At 50.9% G+C, this 19,291-nt stretch carries 15 protein-coding genes; 4 read left to right on the top strand and 11 right to left on the bottom strand.

All coding sequences use genetic code 11. The features are described from left to right. Positions 1–42 precede the first annotated feature (42 nt). From recG to VIS48_05690, 8 genes are all read right to left on the bottom strand, one after another. On the bottom strand, positions 43–2,208 hold the full coding sequence (gene recG / locus VIS48_05725; protein HEY9165643.1) for an ATP-dependent DNA helicase RecG: 2,166 nt from the start codon (positions 2,206–2,208) through the stop codon (positions 43–45). Beyond that, the gene (locus VIS48_05720) at positions 2,189–3,829 is read right to left on the bottom strand and encodes an amidohydrolase (protein HEY9165642.1); all 1,641 of its coding nucleotides are present in this window, start codon (positions 3,827–3,829) and stop codon (positions 2,189–2,191) included. The genes recG and VIS48_05720 overlap by 20 nt, the downstream gene beginning before the upstream one ends. A gap of 18 nt (positions 3,830–3,847) precedes the next feature. Next, complete coding sequence (locus VIS48_05715) at positions 3,848–4,486, bottom strand: deoxynucleoside kinase (protein HEY9165641.1); 639 nt, start codon at positions 4,484–4,486, stop codon at positions 3,848–3,850. A 287-nt stretch (positions 4,487–4,773) separates the two neighbouring features. Further along, positions 4,774–5,427: an RdgB/HAM1 family non-canonical purine NTP pyrophosphatase gene (gene rdgB / locus VIS48_05710; GenBank protein HEY9165640.1), complete on the bottom strand. Its 654-nt coding sequence runs from the start codon at positions 5,425–5,427 to the stop codon at positions 4,774–4,776. A gap of 80 nt (positions 5,428–5,507) precedes the next feature. Beyond that, positions 5,508–5,753, bottom strand: a complete 246-nt coding sequence (locus VIS48_05705) for a hypothetical protein (protein ID HEY9165639.1) — start codon at positions 5,751–5,753, stop codon at positions 5,508–5,510. A 43-nt stretch (positions 5,754–5,796) separates the two neighbouring features. Beyond that, entirely contained in the window at positions 5,797–7,152 is a 1,356-nt protein-coding gene (gene radA, locus VIS48_05700) for a DNA repair protein RadA (protein HEY9165638.1), read from the bottom strand. A 235-nt stretch (positions 7,153–7,387) separates the two neighbouring features. Then, on the bottom strand, positions 7,388–9,583 hold the full coding sequence (locus VIS48_05695) for a S9 family peptidase (protein HEY9165637.1): 2,196 nt from the start codon (positions 9,581–9,583) through the stop codon (positions 7,388–7,390). A 47-nt stretch (positions 9,584–9,630) separates the two neighbouring features. Next, a complete protein-coding gene (locus VIS48_05690) occupies positions 9,631–10,809 on the bottom strand; it encodes a M24 family metallopeptidase (GenBank protein HEY9165636.1) in 1,179 nt (392 codons plus the stop codon). A 310-nt stretch (positions 10,810–11,119) separates the two neighbouring features. On the opposite strand from VIS48_05690, the gene VIS48_05685 reads away from it, so the two are divergent. From VIS48_05685 to VIS48_05670, 4 genes are all read left to right on the top strand, one after another. Next, complete coding sequence (locus VIS48_05685) at positions 11,120–12,214, top strand: glycosyltransferase family 9 protein (protein ID HEY9165635.1); 1,095 nt, start codon at positions 11,120–11,122, stop codon at positions 12,212–12,214. Further along, complete coding sequence (locus tag VIS48_05680) at positions 12,211–13,425, top strand: GNAT family N-acetyltransferase (protein HEY9165634.1); 1,215 nt, start codon at positions 12,211–12,213, stop codon at positions 13,423–13,425. Before VIS48_05685 ends, VIS48_05680 begins: the two co-directional genes overlap by 4 nt. Positions 13,426–13,507: 82 nt before the next feature. Then, a complete protein-coding gene (locus VIS48_05675) occupies positions 13,508–13,963 on the top strand; it encodes a thioredoxin fold domain-containing protein (protein HEY9165633.1) in 456 nt (151 codons plus the stop codon). Positions 13,964–14,109: 146 nt separating this feature from the next. Continuing rightward, positions 14,110–15,225, top strand: a complete 1,116-nt coding sequence (locus VIS48_05670) for a heparan-alpha-glucosaminide N-acetyltransferase domain-containing protein (protein ID HEY9165632.1) — start codon at positions 14,110–14,112, stop codon at positions 15,223–15,225. Here the strand turns inward: VIS48_05670 and VIS48_05665 are convergent, their stop codons facing one another. The 3 genes from VIS48_05665 to VIS48_05655 are packed head-to-tail and all read right to left on the bottom strand — an operon-like array spanning position 15,226 to position 19,277. Beyond that, entirely contained in the window at positions 15,226–15,750 is a 525-nt protein-coding gene (locus tag VIS48_05665) for an N-acetyltransferase (protein ID HEY9165631.1), read from the bottom strand. Beyond that, positions 15,740–18,280: a putative LPS assembly protein LptD gene (locus VIS48_05660; protein HEY9165630.1), complete on the bottom strand. Its 2,541-nt coding sequence runs from the start codon at positions 18,278–18,280 to the stop codon at positions 15,740–15,742. Before VIS48_05660 ends, VIS48_05665 begins: the two co-directional genes overlap by 11 nt. 49 nt (positions 18,281–18,329) lie before the next feature. Next, positions 18,330–19,277, bottom strand: coding sequence for an ROK family protein (locus VIS48_05655; protein HEY9165629.1), 948 nt, complete (start codon positions 19,275–19,277; stop codon positions 18,330–18,332). Positions 19,278–19,291 lie beyond the last annotated feature (14 nt).

Raw genomic sequence — 19,291 nt, 5'->3', positions numbered from 1 at the left:
TCTTCTGAAATAACGATGGGCTGCGACGACTTGCGCAGCCCTTCAGTTGGCCTTCAAGAACTCCAGACTGTCCTTGTAATTTCTCAGGAGCACCTCCCTAAGACCCTGATGCTGGGGGCTGCGGAGATGCGGGTCGACATCCGCGATCTTAAACGCGGCTTTCCTCGCCTGCAGGATAATCTCACGATCCCTTATCAAATCAGACAGCCTCAGAGGTGGAAGCCCGCTCTGCTTGGTCCCGAAAAATTCTCCCGGTCCGCGGATTGCAAGATCATACTCAGCTATTTTGAAACCGTCGGTCGTCGACGTGAATAACTTGAGCCGCTGAAATGCCGTCGCCTCTTCGCGCGTTTCCAGTTTCTTCTCTTCAAGAAGTTTATCCTGGGTCATCAGAATGCAAAACGACTGGTGAACCCCTCTACCGATCCGCCCTCGCAGCTGATGAAGCTGGCTTAGACCGAACCGGTCGGCGTGCTCGATCACCATTACCGTGGCATTGGGCACGTCGATCCCCACTTCAATTACGGTAGTGGCTACCAGGATATTTATCGCATTCCCCTTGAATGCCAGCATGATATCGTTCTTTTCGGTCTCAGTCATTTGACCGTGGATCAATCCCACTTTGAAGCCGCGGAAAATTTCGTCTCTCAGCTTTATGAAGCTTTGGGTGGCGGCCTTTAAGTCCGACTTTTCCGTTTCGGTGACAAGCGGGTAGACGATGAACACCTGTCTTCCGGCAAGCACCTGTTCGCGAATGAACCCATACACATTGCTCCTCGACGATTCTCCCCTGAGCGCTGTTTTGATTTTCTTTCTCCCTCCCGGCATCTCGTCTATGACTGACACATCCAGGTCGCCGTAGATCGTGAGCGAGAGAGTTCTCGGGATTGGGGTTGCTGTCATCACGAGAAGGTGCGGGTTCCTCCCCTTCTCCTGGAGGGTCATCCGTTGGACCACTCCGAACCGATGCTGCTCGTCCACAACTATTAATCCGAGTTTCGAGAATTTTACGTTTTCCTGGATCAAAGCATGGGTGCCAACTATGATAGGTGTCTTTCCGCTCTCGATACCTGAATAAATGTCTGCACGAACATCCTTCTTTTGTCCGCCGATAAGGAGTGCAGATGCTATCTTATGTGAATTGAGGTAGTTCCGGATTGTTTCGTAGTGTTGCGCGGCGAGTATCTCCGTCGGCGCCATGAATGCAGCTTGATAGCCGTTTTCTACCGCGATCAGGATCGCGAGAAGTGCGACGATTGTTTTTCCGCTGCCGACGTCTCCCTGAAGAAGCCTGTGCATTGGATGATCGAGTTTCAGGTCCGATAGAATTTCGCGCAGAACTTTCTTCTGAGATTCTGTCAATTTGAAAGGGAGAAGTTCGGATATCGTCTTACGGATGAGCTCGCTGTCAGTCCTCATCGGTATTCCCGCGGAGTGGACAATCAAATTTCTCCTTATCGCGAGTAGAAGCTGAAGGTAAAACAACTCTTCGAACTTGAATCTGCGCTGCGCCCTGTCGAGTTGTATCGCGTCGCTTGGGAAGTGGATCGATGCGATTGCATCTCTCAGCGACATGAGCGAATGAGTCGTTACTACCGGTTGAGGAAGTGGATCGTCGGGGAATATGAAATCGTCAAGTGCGTCAACGAGTTTCCGGATCGTCCTGCGCAGCCCCCTCGAGTCGAGACCGACCCTTCTCAATCCCTCGGTTGTCGGATAGACCGGGATAATTCCTCCCGTGTGTAGAAACTCCTCATCCGATTGGTCTTCGAGGTGGTCGTAGTCAGGATGCACCAGACATGGCTGCCCCTGGTAAGCCGTGACGTGGCCTGAGAACGCGATTAACTCTCCTTCCTCGAATGCGTGGATGAAGTACTGCACGCCGTTAAACCACACGCATCGGATCGATCCGGTCTCATCTGCAAGTTTGACAAAAAGAAACCTCCTGCCGCGGCCGACCGGTTGAATGGACCTGATCCTTCCGACAAACGTGACCTCGTCCGGAATCAGAAGCGCTGAGTGAGCATCCGCAATCTTCAGGATGCGGCTCCTGTCGAGATATCTTCTTGGAAAGTAATTGAGCAGATCGAACGCGTTTCTGATGCCGACTCCCTCGAGCGCCTCGGAGCGCTTCGGACCAACGCCCTTGACATACTGGACGTCCATGACCGAAAGAGACTGAGGTCTCTCAGCTGGTCTGGCGCTCATGGTTCTCCGAAAATTCATCATCCGCAAAAATAATCTTCCCACCTGCCACCGTCATCAGGACCTTGATGTCTTTGATCTCATCGGGTCTCGTTTCTAGCGGGCTACGGGAGAGCACGACAAAATCCGCAAGCTTTCCCTCCTCGAGTGTGCCGCGGTCGTTTTCACAAAAACACGCATACGCCGCGCCGAGAGTGTACGACCTCAACGCGTCCTCAACTCCAATTTTTTGTTCCGCTATCCATCCGTCCGGGTTTTTTCCGTCTGTCGTCGCTCTGGTCACAGCTGCATAAATTCCCTGGAGCGGGTTCAAAGGCGCCACGGGCCAGTCTGTGCCGAATGCAAGCGCGACACGGTGAGCAAGGAAACTCCTGAACGCATATGTCGTCCTTGCACGACCGGTCCCGATAACCCTTTCGGCCCACCGGCCATCGTCGATGCAGTGATACGGTTGAACGGAAGCAATCACATCAAGCTCCTTGAATCTTGAGAAATCCGCCTCGCGCACATGCTGGGCATGTTCAATTCTGAATCTTCTTTCCCACGGCGGATTTTCGTGACGGATCTTCTCGAACAGGTCGAGTACACCGCTCACAGCTTTGTCGCCGATAGCATGGATCGCGAGCTGGATATGATTCCGGTCCGCAATTATTGCGAGTTTCTCAAGCTCACCGCTCGACATCAAGTCGGTCGCAATTCCGGAATTCGTTTTGTCATCCTCGTACGGTTCGAAGAACCATGCCGTTCCGGAGCCAAGCGAGCCGTCGGCAAAGGCTTTGACAGCACCGAGGTTCAACCACTCGTCACATACCTGTCCGCGCGCCGCTTCAATTCCCTGATCGACCAGTGACATATAGTCGGACAGCGGGGGAACAAAATAGAAGCGGACAGTAAGTTCGCCTCTTCTCTTTAATACTCGTATGGCGTTGAGGTGGCGCTGCGGCGAGATGTCATGAACTGTCGTGACTCCTAGACTACTCGCATGCTTCATGGCACGCTTCAAATCGAAAATGCACTCGTCTTCAGAAGGTTCAGGAATCATCCCAGCGACCAATTCTCTGGCAGAGTCTTTCATGATGCCTGTGGGCTCGCCGTTGGAATCGCGGACTATGACACCCCCATTCGGGTCTGGGGTGTCTCTTGTAATTCCTGCTATCTGGAGCGCGCGGCTGTTTACGAGCGCCATGTGACTGTCGAGCCTGTCAAGGAAAACCGGCGTCGACGAAGTGAAAGGATCGATTAGTTCCTTCGACGGAATCGTCCGGCTTTTCCAGTTCTCGTGGTCCCAGTTACCTCCGACCAGCCATTTCCCTGCAGGATGGGACTTAACAAAATCTTTTATGCGGGCTGACATCTCCTTTTCACTTTTCGAATCCCGCAGGTCGATCTGTCGAAGCGACGCGCCGCCCATTCCGAAATGCGTGTGTGCGTCTATGAACCCTGGCATCGCGAAATGTCCGCGAAGATCGACTACGACTCCGGAATTGTTCTCAGATGGATTCGCGAGTGTCCCCACTTCCAAAATTCTGCCGCCACTAGCTGAAAGAAAATTAGCTGACGGAGCTGCCGCAGATCCGGTCCAAAATTTTCCGTTCTTGAAAAGAAAGTCGGGCTTTAACCGCATCAGCAAGTGATCCGCTTGTTACCGCGCGCGCCGGGCCGCTTCCGACTCATGAAGTTGAAGGGCGTTCGCAACTTTCTTTATGATGTCGCTCAGGTGATCGCCGTTATTGACGAAATCTATTTCATCGGATTCGATTGTGAGAAGTCTCCCGATATTGTACCCTGCGGTCCAGTCTTCATAGCTGACGTTCAGACGCTCCAGGTAGTCTTTGCTTATGCTCTGTTCGTAACTTCTCCCCCGAAGCCTGATTTGTTTGAGAAGAGTGTCTACACTCGCCCGAAGATAGATCATCAGATCGGGAGGTTTAAGATACCCGACCATGATGTTGAACAGTTCCCGGTAGTTCCGGTAGTCTCTGGCATCCATATTTCCCATCTCGTGAAGGTTACGCGCGAAAATCTCCACGTCCTCGTAAATCGATCTGTCCTGCACGACGGGCTCGGGCATCTCGATTATCTTCTTGTGGTTTGTAAAGCGGTTCGAAAGGAAATAGACCTGTAGGTGAAATGACCAGCGCTTCATGTCGGCGTAAAAGTCGCTCAAGTATGGGTTGTCGTCGACAGATTCAAAGAATGGGATCCAGTTGAAATGATTCGCGAGAAGTCGTGTCAGAGAAGATTTTCCGCTCCCGATATTACCCGCGATTGAGACGAACACCTTTCTGCCGGCCGATGTAGTGCCCAGGGAGCTTTTCGGTGAATTGCGAATCTCTGACGCGTTCATCTTCGGCTCCTGATTTTTATAAATTTATGTTCGACCCGCAGAATTTGCAACGAAGAGCGGTCCGCACCTCCGGATTCGGTTCGGAACTGGGACGGGAAGCACCGGACTTTAGGTGTGAGAAATTCTGCATCGTATGTCAGAGAGCGTGAGTCCATGTCCGAACTCACTTCATGTCGCGGTAAGGCATCTCCATGAATACTTTTATGATCTCAGTGCCATCTTTAAGCGCTCAGCCGGCGAAGGATCCTCTTTGCCTCAAGTAGTGCCCTTGCGCGATGGCTCAATCTGTTCTTCAAATCAGAATCCATCTCCGCATAAGTCTTGTCGTACCCGTCCGGCACGAAAAGGGGATCATACCCGAAACCGTTTCTTCCACGAGGTGAGTCCAATATTTTTCCGGGCACTTCTCCGATTGCGATCTCATCGATCCGTTCACCGATCATCGAAATCGCGCATCTGAATCTTGCAGTGCGCCTTTCGTAAGGGATGCCTTTCAACTCGCCGAGAAGTTTCTCGTTATTCTGTGCGTAAGTTGCATTCTCCCCGGAGAATCTTGCCGAGTAGACGCCTGGTCTTCCACCGAGGGCGTCCACCTCAAGGCCTGTATCGTCCGCGAGGGAAATGAAATTGTCAATTTTCGGTTTTGTCCGTAAGGACCTCTTCGGGGAGTTTTGAATAAAGTTGAAGACTGCACGAGCTTTCTTTCGGGCATTCTCTTCGAGTGTCTCCCCGTCCTCTTCGATCTCGCCGATTTCAGGAAATGAATCGAGTGACAAAATCTCAATACGTCCGCGCAATTCCCCCGGAGCACCCGACAGAATGTCTCTGATCTCTTCTACCTTATGACGATTATGTGTGGCGAGGACGAGCTTCATTTACAAAGGATGGGTGAAATGGGAAGAGGAGAAGGGAAACGGGAGAAAGGAGACAGGAGCGAGGAGAAAGAGGTGAGGCTTCATTCGCTGCGGGCGGGAAAGAATTTGAAGTAGAGATTTATTGCGCTGCCGATCGTCGTAAGAAGGTTGAGCGTGACGAAGATGGGATCGCCGGCCGCGTACACTGTCAGAGCGATGCTTCCGGCAAAATATAGAAGAAGGAAAGAGAGCTTCATGTCGGATCGCCTTGTCTTTATGACTTCAAGAGTCTGCGGGATCCAGCACGCGACTATAGCCATCAGACCTATCAATCCTACAATCTTCATTCGAGTGTTTTAACCTTCTTACGGGTTCGCTTCTCTATCGGTATTAAATGAGAAGCTTTGCCGCTTCTGATAATTTTTGAACCTCAATCACTTCTATCTCGAGTTTTGATTTCACTCCCTTGAAATTTGCGTGCGGCACGATCGCTCTTGTGAATCCGAGCTTGGCGGCTTCCTGTACGCGACGTTCGATCTGGCTGACGCTTCTCACTTCGCCCGCGAGTCCGACTTCGCCCACGACGAGAGTGCCGGAGTCGACAGGAATATCTTTGTAACTCGATATAACTGAAATCGCCGACGCGAGATCGACAGCCGGCTCGTCTATTCTCACGCCACCGGCGATGTTAAGGAATACATCGAACCCGCCGAGCTTGATTCCTATTCTCTTTTCAATCACCGCGAGTATGATGTTCAATCTGCGGTAATCCAGACCGGTCGACGTCCTCTGAGGAACGGTGTATCCAGTCGGTGTAACGAGCGCCTGCATTTCGAGAAGCAGCGGGCGCGTACCTTCGATTGCCGCAGTCACGGTCGACCCGCTCGCGCCGTAACTTCTCTCGGAGAGAAATATCTCGGATGGGTTCTCAACTTCCACCATGCCGGTTTCCCGCATTTCGAAAATTCCTATCTCGTTCGTGGAACCGAACCTGTTCTTGTATGCACGGAGAATGCGGAAAGAGTAATGCCTCTCGCCTTCAAGCTGAAGCACCGTATCGACGATGTGCTCAAGTACCTTCGGGCCGGCAGCGACACCGTCTTTCGTTACGTGACCGATTACAAATACGGCTGTCCCTGTGAGTTTCGCCATCTGCGCCAGTTTTGCCGAGCATTCGCGGACCTGGCTTACACTTCCGGGCGCGGACATGACATCAGGATGATAGACCGTCTGGATTGAGTCTACGATTAGAATCGGAGGATTGAAATCGGCCACCGCCTTCAGGATAGACTCAAGGTCGGTTTCTGCAAGCACGAATAGGTTATCAAGGCTCTTCATTCCGAGTCGCTCAGCACGGACTCGCACCTGTGCGCGCGATTCCTCGCCGGTGACGTAAAGAATCTTCCCGAGCTTCTCGTTTCGCGCGAGCTGGAGCATAAGGGTTGACTTCCCGACGCCAGGATCTCCCGCGATCAGGACGATCGAGCCGGGCATGAGTCCCCCGCCCAGCACTCGGTCGAATTCTTCTATGCCCGTTGAATGTCTCTCGCCTTCCGCGGCTTCGACATCACTCAACGGGACTATTTCAATTTTCGATTTGCGCTCATCCGACCTCGTCTGGCGGCTCTCGCTCATCAATTCCTCGACGAAGCTGTTCCACTCGCCGCACTCCGGACATTTGCCGACCCAGCGCGGTGAAATGTAACCGCAGTTCTGACACGCGAAACGGATTGTCTGTTTGGACATTGCAATTCAATTTAACAAAGGGTGACTGAGAGAAAAATTTGGTGGCGATTCATTTTTCCGCTGCTCGTCATGCTGAACCCTGTCCCGAAGTGCTTCTGTTCGGGATTGGTTCAGCATCTATTGCTCGACCCCGAAACGAGTTCGGGATGTCAGTAAGGATTAAAATGAGTAGCTGCCAAAAATCCATTGGCGAAAGTGAAGAGGGGGCCTGACCAGGCAAGCCCCCGGGGTCAGATTACAAATTCTGAAGGATGTACTCTGTAATGTGGGTGAATAAATTATCGCGCGTTATTTTCCCCCCTATGCCATGGTCCTTACCGGGATAGTACATCAATGAGAATTGCTTGTTCGCATTTTCAAGTTTGTCTACAAGTTGAATGGAATTCTGCCAGTGGACGTTATCGTCGGCAGTTCCCTGGATCACGAGGAATTTTCTTTTGAGTTGATCGGCGTACACTTGAGGCGCGCTTTCTTCATACCCTTTTGGATTCAAATCCGGTGTCTGCATGTAACGTTCCGTATAAATTGTATCGTAAAGCTTCCATGATGTCACTGGCGCGACAGCTACACCGAGCTTGAAGACGTCGCCGTATTTGAATACTGTCAGGCTCGTCATATACCCGCCGTAGCTCCACCCCCAGATGCCGATCCTGGAAGCATCGACATAAGCGTAAGTTTTCGCGAGATATTTCGCGGCCTCTGCCTGGTCCATCGATTCATAATAGCCGAGATTCTTGTAAGTGATCTGTCTGAAGTCTTTTCCCCTTGCGCCAGTTCCGCGGTTGTCGATGCTGAAGATAATGTAGCCCTGCTCCGCGAGGTACTGGTACCATAAGTAATTCGTGTAGCCGTATGAATCCATCACTGTCTGGCTGCCCGGTCCGCCGTACACGTAAAAGAGAACGGGATATTTTTTCGACGTGTCGAAGTTAGCCGGCTTTATCATCCACGCGTTCAGCTTTTCATTATCCGTCGTCTCTGCCTGGATGAAGCTGGATTCGCCTTTAGAGTAACCCCCAAGCTGATCTTTCTCATTTTCCGCCAGAGTTGAAACATATTTTCCATCGCTGAGGTAAAGTTTCCACGACGGAGGCATCGTAAACGTCGAGTAAGAATCTATGTAATAATCTCCCAGAGGCGAGAAGTCAATGTTGTGAACGCCTGCTTCCCTCGTCAATTCTTTTTTGTTTTTCCCGTCCAGATCGACGACGTACAGCTCTCTCTGCATCGGACTTGTTTCGGACGACGTGTAATAAACCTTACCGTGGACCTCGTCGACATATGCGAGTGCCGCGACATCATATTTGCCCTTTGTCAGTTCCACCTTCTGGCGACCCTGCATGTCGAATAGATACAAATGGTTATTGCCGCTTCTCTCGCTTTCCCAGATAAAACCCTTTCCGTCCTTCAGGAATGTGAGGTCGTTGTTTACTTCAAGATAATCTTTGTCATCTTCAATGAGGATCGAATTCGCGTCTCCTGTTTCGCGATCGGCCACCAGAATATCAAGATGATTTTGAAGCCTGTTAAGTTTTTCGACGGCAAGGCTCTTTGGATCGGAAGTCCACTCAATCCTTGGGATATAGAAATCGCTGTCGTTTCCGGTATTGACCCACGACGTTTTACCGCTCGCTACATCGGTCAAACCGATCTTAACGCTTGAATTTGGATAACCGGCGTATGGATAATGCTGCTCTTCAATTTTCAGATAAGTCGGCATGAAATCGGTGATCCGGTATATTGGTACTTTGCTCTGATCGAGTCTCCAATACGCGATGTACTTGCTGTCGGGTGACCACTCGTACCCGTTTATTATTTCAAATTCCTCTTCGTACACCCAGTCGAAATTCCCGTTGATAATGTTTTCGTTTCCGTCTGTAGTCAGTTGTTTGGTGGAGGCAGTCGCGATGTCGTAGACATAAAGGTTGTTATCTTTGACGTAACTAATCTTCGTCCCGTCGGGAGAAAATTCAATTATCTTCTGTTCCTCCGGATCGGATACTCCTGAGACAAGCTGAAGTCTCTTTGTTCCTGTATCATAAAGATAAAAATTTCCGCCGGTCTTCAGCCTTCTCGCGCGAAGTGCTCCAGTAAACAAAATGTATTTCTTGTCGGGCGAGTAAAAGTAAGCCGAGACGTGCGATGAAAAGTCGGAGACCTGACTGTTGAGCTCGGCGTACGAGAGAAGCGTCTTCTCTTCACCGGTCTTGATATCGTGGGTCCAGATTTGCTCGGCATTAGTCGCAGAATCGAATTTCGTAAACGTGTATGCGTCTTCACCTGGGAGCCAGTCGACGGAGAGGGTCTTTAATTTGAACTTGTCCGACATGAATATGTCGTTGAGAGTCAGGTTCTTGAGCTGGGCGAGTGATGTGCCCGTGAAAAGCAAGAGGACCGCGAAGACTGGCACGACTTTCTTCAAGCTGATCATAAAGGACCTTCCGGATTTAGTTCGTCGATTGTTAGACCAAGAATCAATCAGTGGATGAGGACAAGCTCGGCCTGCTCGCGGCCGGTAACGGACGCTTTCTGCATGTCGCCGACATACACGTTCAACTCGGAACGAACTCCCATCTTGCCCTGCATGTAAATTCCCGGCTCGAGAGAGAATAGGCAACCTGGCACTATGACCCTCGTGTCCTGTGTCTCGAAATTGTCTATGTTCCCGCCGTTGCCGTGAACTTCTTCGCCGATGGAGTGACCGGTGCGATGAGTGAAGTACTCACCGTACCCGCTCTGCTTGACCACGTTTCTGCAAACGTCATCCACTTCCCAGCCGGCGACCTGCCTTCCATCCGCAAGTCGATCGTTAAGGAATTTGAATCCCGCTCGCCGCGCGTCACGCACGACGTGAAAACATTTGACATACTCGTCCGGCGGATCGTCCCCGATGAACGCGCTCCATGTTATGTCATAGTATATCGAGCCGGGCTTGTCGAGCTTCGCCCAGAGGTCGATGAGAAATTTGTCCCCCGGTTTCATTTTCCTGGAATTCTTCGGCGTCGGGGCAAAGTGCGGATTCGCGGGATGATCGTTCACTCCGACGATCGGCGGCTCGTCCGCGACCAGGCCGTTTGCCGCAAACCTCTTCCAGATGAATTGCTGAATTTCATATTCGGTCTTGTATTTCTTTGTCGTGAGAGATTTGCGGATTTCGTTGAATGCTTCGTCGAGTATCTTGTCGATCAGTTTTCCCGCTTTGATGTGCGACCTTATTGCCTTTTCGCCGAGTACTGCTTCGAACTGCTGTATGAGGTCCGCGGAAGAAACCACTTCATGGCCCATTCCCTTTATCAGTTCTATGGTTCCGCCGTCAGCTATTGAAACATAGGGGATAGCGTTCTGTGGTGAATACTGCATCGCTATCCTTGAAGGCTTGCCTAGGATCTCTTTCAGGTTCGCGTGGAGTTCCCGCCAGCTAGAGTAGCTGAATTTCTTTCCCGGCAAATGGTCGAGCTTTTCGGGCTCTACCCTGTGGACGAGCCTGACCGGCTCTCCGATTGCGGGAATGTAATAGTACCATCTTCGTGTAGCGAGCCCCTTCTGGCTGATCCCGAGTATCTTCAGTCCGAGGTGGTCGCGGTTGTGAAAATCGAAAAAGAGCCAGCCGTTGAGTCCGGCGGCACCGATTGCTGTCTGAATCTTCTGGAGGTCCATGAATGCTCCGGGTTTTGCACAAGTTATAAAAATTAAGCGGTTGATTCAAAGAGAGTGTACCACAATAAAAAACCGACCCGCTGTGGGGTAGCCAGCAGGTCGGTACGGATAGTCCGAGGATTCTTGGGGTAGGGTGGGATCCTCGTCGAAATTCGATTTAATATAAAAGTGCCCCTTTCTTAATGCAAGTGATAAATATAACAATCGGGTTTGCATCGACGGAATTCCTGGAAGCTTCCATCCGGATGAATCATACTCACCAAATCCGTATATTTATTATCATAATGTATCGAGTCGGAATCAGCTGACCTTGTTCAAGAGAAATCACAAGAGAATCCTCGTGGTCCGGCCTGACAGGGTCGGTGACGTTGTCCTGTCCACTCCGGTTTACCGATCGCTGAGGACTTTGATCCCCGGAGCGTTCATTGGAGCGATGGTATCTTCATATACGAGCCCGCTTCTATATCGAAATCCGAATATAGACGTGATTATTCACGATGACGCGAGGCTCGGCAGGCCGCAGGATTTCTGGCGGCAGGTCGGTGTGATTCGTTCGTACGAATTCGATACCGCACTTCTCCTGATGCCCACAAAACGTCTTGCATACATGCTCTTTCTCGCCGGGATACCTTACCGTCTGGGGGTCGGGCACATTCTTTACGAAGTTATCACGTTTACTCACGGTGTCTCGAGAAATAATTACAATCCTCTTCGCCACGAATCCGAGTATATGCTTGATCTTGTCCGAAGAATAGCAGGGACGAATAATACCGATGGGAAAATTCAAGCGATCAAGCTGGAAATTTTTCTGGATGAATCGGAACGTAACGAGGCGGTAAAATATCTTGAGGAAAAGAGACTGGATTGCAGACGGCCAATTGTCGGGATTCATCCAGGAAGCGGACGCTCGGCGCCGAATTGGAATACGGAGAAGTATCTTGAGTTGATGAACAAACTTGCAGATAATGATGTCCAGGTTCTTGTGACCGGCTCGCCTGAAGAAAAATCACTCGAGAAAAATTTCAGCCGTCAAAGCGGCAAAAGAATTGCAACATCGTTTGGCGAATTATCGATTCGAAAGCTGGCGGCAGTAATCTCACGTCTAAGTGTCTTCGTTTCCTCGAGCACCGGTCCGATGCATATCGCGGCAGCTCTTGGTGTCGCAACAGTGTCGATGTTCTGTCCGCTCACGGCTTGCTCGCCGGAGTTGTGGGGACCGAAAGGAAACCGGTCGAGTGTAATACTTCCGCCTGACGGGTTCTGCCAGCTCAGATGTCCTGGCGATCCGCATATTTGCACGTTCGGAGAAAAGGAAGAAGGAATTACAGTTGAAAGGGTGTACGAGGCGACGAGGGACATCCTGGACAAGACGGAGGCGGTTTCTATAAACAAGGGGGCGGAATGATAATCAGGCAGGCGAACAGCGGCGACGCGGACGCGATTGCAGGACTTCTTTCGAAGTCCTTCCTTGAAGATACGTCAGTCATACGAGTCAGCATCGAAAGTAATCCTCGGTACACGCTTTCAGATATGTACGTCGCAGAAGAAAAGGCGGGAGGAGTCCTCGGCTGTTTGCGAATTACTCCGTTTGAGGTTTGCTCGCTCGGAGTGAGAATGCCTATGGCCGGGATTGCCGCGGTCGCGGTGCAGCCGGAAGCCCGCAGGGGAGGAATCGCCGAAACACTGATGCAAGACGCTCTGAAGCGAATGTATGAAATGGATTACCCGATCTCGATGCTTTTTCCTTTCAAGCACCATTTCTACAAGAAGTTCGGATACGCTTACGTAGGGAACACCTTTTCGTATGAATTCTCTCCCAACAATATTTCCCCATTCGCGGAACGATCTCACGTTCGCCCGTTTGTCAAGTCGGACAGATCGAAAGTGAAGAGAGTTCTTCAGCAATACATCGAGCGTCACGGGCGGTTCACACCAATGCGGAACGACAATTTCTGGGATCTCGTTGTGCTGCCGAAATTCAAGGACGCGTATGTATATGACGACGGAGAGATAAAAGGTTACGTTGTTTACGAGCTTTACAAAGATTCTTCATCTGAGCCGGTAATAAACATAAAAGAGTTTGTCGGACTCGAGTCTTCCGCTCACCGCGGGCTCTGGGGCTTCATCGGCGCGCTCGGAGATCAGATCACGCGACTCAAGTTCCTCGCACCTTATGACTACCCGGTCCATATTTTCCTGAAGGAACCTCGCGAACAGTCTTTCGACCGACTCTTTTTCGAATACAAATCGTTCGCGACTCTTGCATCGGGCTTTATGCTGAGGGTCATCAACATACCGGCTGCACTGAAGCTGTTGAACCATAACTTCGAACCGCAGGTGGATTTCGTGCTGAAAGTGAGCGACGGCAACCTTCAGCTTAACTCGAGGGTCTTCAAAGTTCACCTTCATTCCGGTGAGACTGTCGTGGAAGAAGGAAGAGAGCCTGCGCAGTTCGAAACAGACATAGAGATCTTCTCCCAGATTTATTCAGGCTTCTTAAATCCACTGGACGCCCTCAAATACGGATTCGCCAGGGGCGATACCGCAGTTGCAGCGAAGATAAGTGAACTTTTCAGGGGTCCTTCACCGTTTATATATCAGTTCGACATTTTTTAGCAAAGTCGAGGCAGAAATGAATTCAGCTTTAGTCTCGTTGCTCTGTGGCTTTACACTACTTTTTACTAACACAGGACCCAGAATGAATGCCGTTAAAGAAAGCGGCGGTGATCTCCGATGGACTAATTATACCGAGGGCATCAGGCAAGCCGCGGAGTCGCACAAGAAGATCCTCATAGACGTATACACCGACTGGTGCGGTTGGTGCAAGAAGATGGAAAGCGATACCTACAGCGATCAGGGCGTGAAGGATTACCTGTTGTCAAATTACGTTCTTGTGAAACTCAACGCCGAGAGCGACGCGAAAGAGACTGTTGACTCGCAGCAAGTTACTCAAGCTCAAATCGCAGGTGCATTTGGAGTAGATGGCTATCCAACGACGATCTTCCTGGATTCGAACGGGCACCCGATCACGATGGCCCCGGGATACATGAAGCCGGATACTTTCATAGGCGTGTTGAAATATATTGCCGAAGATGCATACAAAAAGATGGGTTACAAAGAATATCTAGATTCTCAGGGAGTCCACGCGAAATAATTTCCGGTATCGACCGGGAAATTGCGCGTGAACATGTCAGAGGGCAAAGGGCGAAAGATATTTCCTGATTCAGCGTTCAACCAAAGCGTTGGAGCTGCGTCTTACATTGAAGTGATGCGAACAGAATCTTAGATTGAATATTCGAAATGGAAAAAAGTAATAGACTTGTTCTGCTGGATATAATTCGCGCCTTCGGAGTGGTTCTGATGATCGAAGGACACACTGTTGACGCCGTTCTTAGTCCGATATATAAGGACAGCTCGAGCTTACTGTTCCAGCTGTGGACATTTTGCCGGGGGCTCACGGCGCCGTTCTTTTTCTTTTCTGCGGGTCTCGCCTTCATAGTCGCAACCGTCAAAAGTAACGGGGGAATGCTCGCCATTTCGAGGAGATCGAAATTCCGCCGCAGCAGGAGAATCGCGATACTTCTATTCCTGGGATACGCGCTTCACATGCCGCTACAAATTCTTTACAACCCCTCGAGCGTCACCGCCGACGAGTGGAAGGTATTCTCGCTCGTCGATGCCCTTCACGTCATTTCGCTTTCGCTTCTCGTAATCCTCATTATATCCCTGATCGCGAGAAGAGAGAAGAACTTGCTCCGGCTGCTGGTTGCTGCATCCGTACTGTCGCTTGTCGCCGCACCTTTGCTGGAACAGGTGAAGTGGGAAAATTTTCTGCAGCCGGTCTTGTATCCCTACCTTACGTACCGTTCAGGATCGTATTTCACATTCTTCCCGTTCTCGGCATATCTTTTTGCCGGCGCGGCATTTGGAGCGGCCTCAATATCTCTGCCCATGCATGAGCGCGGGAGGATGCTTTCAAGAAATTTCCTGAGGGCGTCGCTTGCCTCTATCACCCTATTCGTGGTCGCGTTTCCGATTCAGACTTTGTTTGTATCGCCTGAAAGCGAATTCTGGCGGGTTCTCCCCGCGATAAATTTCCTGAGGTTCGGACTCATCACACTTGCCGCAGCCGCGATCGGATACATCAGTTTAAGTTTCGGGCGATTTCCCAAAATCATGCCTGCGATAGGGCGGAGCTCGCTTACAGTCTACGTTGTCCATCTCATGATCGTCTATGGATCGCCGATAAATCTCGGACTGTACCAGCTTATTCCCGAAGGCACGAACCCATTTATCGCGATTCTCCTTGCCTGCGTGGTGATTTCGCTGATGGTCGGGATGGTCTACGGGATCGAGACATACAGGTCGCGCAAGAGAAGGCTTGCCGCGATTGCGGTCGGGGAAACCGCGGAATAACTACTTAGCTTCCGGAGCTACTTTCCGTTTTGTCCAGTCTTCAACTTCTATCTGTATAGCGACCTCATCGCAGACGGGGAACTTCAGGCAGTCTATGCAGATGCTCCATACCTTGTGAGGGAGCTGCTGCTTGTCTATCGTTTTGAATCCGAGTCTCTCAAAAAAGTGAGGCTTGTATGTCAAAGCGAATACATGTTTCAACCCGAGCTCGAGCGCGTCGTCCATGAGTGCTTCCACGACAAGCGACCCGAGACCGCGCCCCTGAGCGCTTTCGCTGACGGCAAGAGATCGTAGCTCGGCGAGATCGTTCCACGTAATGTCCAGCGAGCCGCACGCGAGAATCAGATCGGGCGAGTCTTTCTCTTCTCCGTCCTTTGCCGCGACGAAGTAGTTCCGCACCTGCTGGAGCACCTGGCTCTGAGACCTATACAGCATCTCGCCCTTTTCGGCGTATGAATTTATCAGAGTGACTATCTGCTGTACGTCGCCCACCTTCGCGCGACGGATCTTTATGTCATTCTCCAACCAGCGTATCCTCTCTCTTCGTGATCTTTATATCCTGAAGTTGCGGAGCTTTGATCCTTATTTCAAGATTAAAACCGCGATAGTACCCGATCGGGTTCCACCGTAGGTTCATCTCCCAGCAGTGGAGATCGCGATAGACCGTTACTGTCGGTACCTCCACCTGCTTTTGTATTATATCGTATCCGCCGGTGAACCCGATCTTCCAGTTTTCTGTGAGGTTGAATCCGAGATCGAACCTCAAGCTGGCGTGCTTCGACGGAAATCTCGGATCGGATTTGGAAATGCCGTAATCGAATCCCAGGTTCAGGTTCCAGGGAATGTTCAGGTCGGGTTCCTCTACCTGTTGGTAAAAGTTATTGTACTGTTTTTCAGCTTTGACGGAATCCTCAGAAGGAGCCTGAGTTGATTCCCTTTTTTTCTTCTGGCCTTGGAGGTTCGTCGATACACTAAGCTCAAAATCGGTCATATCCGGTGTGTGACCGCTCGACCATAGGAACTGGTTGACTCGTGTACCTATGCCAGGATCGAATTTGTAAAAATTGAAGGAGCTGCTTCCACCGATGTCGATCTTGTTCGCGATGTTAGTCCTATATGAGAGACCGAGTTCGGACAGTCTCAGAGAGTCGGCGGCGAAATTATAATTGAAATTCATGCCGAGATTCAGGAGCTGAATTTTATTCTCGGCCTGCGAGGTGTCGCTCGTGCGAGTCTTCATCTCGAAATTGTTCGTGATCCCGACCCCGAGTGAAGCTCCGGTCCCGGCAGGAGCACCGCCGAATAGGTACGACGAGCCCTGAAAATATGAATACTTGTTGACGCTCCCGTTGACGACGGAAGTGTATTGGCCATAGTAATTCCAGAACGGTTTCGAGAAATCGGGCTGATAGGTAAACGTCAGGCTTGGTTGAAGCGTATGTCTGAAAGCCGTTATCCCTAGGATGTTCGGCTGCATTATTCCGAAGAGTCTCGTGCTCGCGGAGACGCCGGTGTTGAAATAGCCGACGTTGTAAAAGCCACGCTGCTTCACGTATACGGTGCTGTCCCTTCCTTGATAGCTCATGAAGTCGCTTCCGACGACCATACGGGAAGGGTACATGTTGTCTGAAAAAGAAACGAACGGAGAAATGGTAATGACTCCTGCTTTTGGTGCAGCACTTATCGAAATCGAGTGATGCAGTCCGTACGATGCGGATCTGTCAAACGTAGAATCCGTGGTATTGAAAGTCTTGGCGGTCGTGTTGAGAAAACTCCCGGAATAAGAATATCCTATCAGCTCGTACCATGAAAGTTGGTCAGGTAACGCGTTCTCATGCTCCGCGGTTTTGAACGGGTAACTCTGTGAGTGCGAAAAGGACAAACTTGGAAGATTTGCCGAGATCGATCCGTTCTGGAGATTCTGATCCCTGTGAATGTTGATCGACATGCTGTTGCCCGAACCCTCCCAGGTTCTGAAAAGGGTAGCATCAGAAACGAGATTCTGCTGAAGTATTTCGTTGTAATCGTAGCTGGTGGTTTTGAAATAGTTTCCCGAACTCATGTTGAAGTTCGCCACTAAACGAGTCTCCGGATCGATAGTCTGGTCGTGCGTGAACTGTAGGTTCCATTCCTTGTCTTCAGTCCTTCCAAGGTAAGACGGATTAACGTACGGGTCGCTCGGCTCACCTGTGGTCCGGTCGCTGTACGCCCCGTAGATGTTCCCGATGAAATAGTACCTCATCGAATATCTCAGACCGCTTCTCAACACATATCCGCCTCTGGTGTACCAGTCCGCGGTCGTTGTTAGATCGGAATAATCGTTGATGGCCCAGAAGTAACCGATATGAGAGAGGTATCTTCCGCTGTTCGCGCTCTCACCAAACGATGGCGTGATGATCCCGCTCCTGCGGCCCGCCTTGCTGGGAAAAACTCCGAAGGGAAGTGCGAATATAGGGACGCCCTGTATATAAAAGATGATCGGCTCCGCCACGATCCGGTCGTTCACTACCAGCTTCATCCTGGAGCTCTGAAAATAAAAATCAGGATCTGTCTTATCGCAGGTGGTAAATCTTCCGTTGTCGACATAGAGGACATCTTTTGCGAATTTCTTGACATACTGGCCGTGGTAATAGTTCTTATCGATCTCCGTGTTCGCGACGTTCACGCGCCCTCTCTGTGTTTTGAAATCATACGTGACGTGGGATCCCTGATACACTTCTCCCGCGTCGTTGAATATCGGTTCCTCCACGGTCTTGTCGGATGTGTCCTTAATACCTTCCGCCGTAAGGATCGATGTGTCCCAGTTGATGTTGATCTCTCCCGCGTCGAGCTTGAAATCCTTGTATTTCATGTCCCCCTTTTTGTAGAGTATCATTTGCCTCGTCGAGATCGAATACACCACAGAATCCATCGCGCTGTATGTAACGAGCGAATCGATGTCGTTCTTGGAAGTCGTAGTGTCGGCGGGAGCCTTTGGTTTCACGGCAGTCGTATCCTGCGCATTGCCGGATGAGCAAGCGATGAGAATGAGCAATATGATAAAAGATTCTTTCACGATGGATCAAGAACCTGCGGAGATGGTCCTTCCAGTATGATACCCGATTCTATTTCGCGATCAGGGCTGCTGCCCCGAGTATTCCGGCGGAGTTCTCGAGTTTTGCCTGAATGAGTTTAAATCGCTCTCTGAGCGGCGGGAGCATTCTCCATTTTGCTGTTTCTTCGATCGAATCAAAAAGTGGTTTACCGGCATTCGCGACTCCACCTCCCACGATGACCGTGCCTATATCGAATAAGTTGCAAGCCGAGGCGACCGCCACACCCACGTACATACCCGTTTCCTTCCAGACCGAGAGGGCAAACCTGTCGCCATTTGCAGCTGCCTCGCTGATGATTTTCGGCTCCAGCTTTTCGATATCTCCTCCGATCATTTTATTGATGAGCGAGTCCGGATGCGACTTCAACTGCTCGCCGACTCGACGTGAAAGATGCCGCTGTCCGACATATGCTTCGACGCATCCGCGGTTGCCGCAGTTGCATTTGGGTCCGTCGAAATTGATCGTGGTGTGCCCGATTTCTCCCGCGCCTCCCAGCTCTCCTCTAAACGCCTTTCCGTCCACTATGAACCCGCCGCCGACTCCGGTCCCGAGAGTGATCATAATGAAATTCTTCAAACCTTTACCTGCACCAAACTTCAATTCGCCTACTGCAGCCGCGTTTGCGTCGTTCTCTACCTCCACATGCCCGCCGATCTTCTTCGCGGTCTCCTCGCCAAGCCTGAAGGTCGTCCAGTTCGAAAAGTTCGGCGGATATTTTACAGTCCCGCCGTCGAGGTCCACCATCCCCGGCGACCCGATCCCCACACCCTCCAGTTGATTTCCCGCCTGGTTCTCCTTCACCGCCGCGACTGCTTTTGCAATCTGCACCACCACCGCCTGAGGACTGACTTCCGCTTGAGAAGGTATCGATGTCTCGTACAGGATCTCTCCGTCTCTCGTTACCGCTCCCGCTTTGATGTATGTCCCGCCGAGATCAACTCCGATTATGTAAGTCATCAAAAAAGTCCTTT

Source organism: Candidatus Kryptoniota bacterium, assembly GCA_036567965.1.
In the GTDB taxonomy this organism is placed as follows: Bacteria; Bacteroidota; Ignavibacteria; order Kryptoniales; family JAKASW01; genus JAKASW01.
This window is presented reverse-complemented; position numbering and strand designations above follow the sequence as displayed.

Bases quoted from the DNA above. Each gene is read 5' to 3' on its own strand.
- recG (HEY9165643.1), bottom strand. From the start codon at position 2,208: ATGAGCGCCAGACCAGCTGAGAGACCTCAGTCTCTTTCGGTCATGGAC.
- VIS48_05670 (HEY9165632.1), top strand. From the start codon at position 14,110: ATGGAAAAAAGTAATAGACTTGTTCTGCTGGATATAATTCGCGCCTTC.
- VIS48_05675 (HEY9165633.1), top strand. From the start codon at position 13,508: ATGAATGCCGTTAAAGAAAGCGGCGGTGATCTCCGATGGACTAATTAT.
- VIS48_05695 (HEY9165637.1), bottom strand. From the start codon at position 9,583: ATGATCAGCTTGAAGAAAGTCGTGCCAGTCTTCGCGGTCCTCTTGCTT.
- rdgB (HEY9165640.1), bottom strand. From the start codon at position 5,427: ATGAAGCTCGTCCTCGCCACACATAATCGTCATAAGGTAGAAGAGATC.
- radA (HEY9165638.1), bottom strand. From the start codon at position 7,152: ATGTCCAAACAGACAATCCGTTTCGCGTGTCAGAACTGCGGTTACATT.
- VIS48_05705 (HEY9165639.1), bottom strand. From the start codon at position 5,753: ATGAAGATTGTAGGATTGATAGGTCTGATGGCTATAGTCGCGTGCTGG.
- VIS48_05680 (HEY9165634.1), top strand. From the start codon at position 12,211: ATGATAATCAGGCAGGCGAACAGCGGCGACGCGGACGCGATTGCAGGA.
- VIS48_05655 (HEY9165629.1), bottom strand. From the start codon at position 19,277: ATGACTTACATAATCGGAGTTGATCTCGGCGGGACATACATCAAAGCG.
- VIS48_05690 (HEY9165636.1), bottom strand. From the start codon at position 10,809: ATGGACCTCCAGAAGATTCAGACAGCAATCGGTGCCGCCGGACTCAAC.
- VIS48_05720 (HEY9165642.1), bottom strand. From the start codon at position 3,829: ATGCGGTTAAAGCCCGACTTTCTTTTCAAGAACGGAAAATTTTGGACC.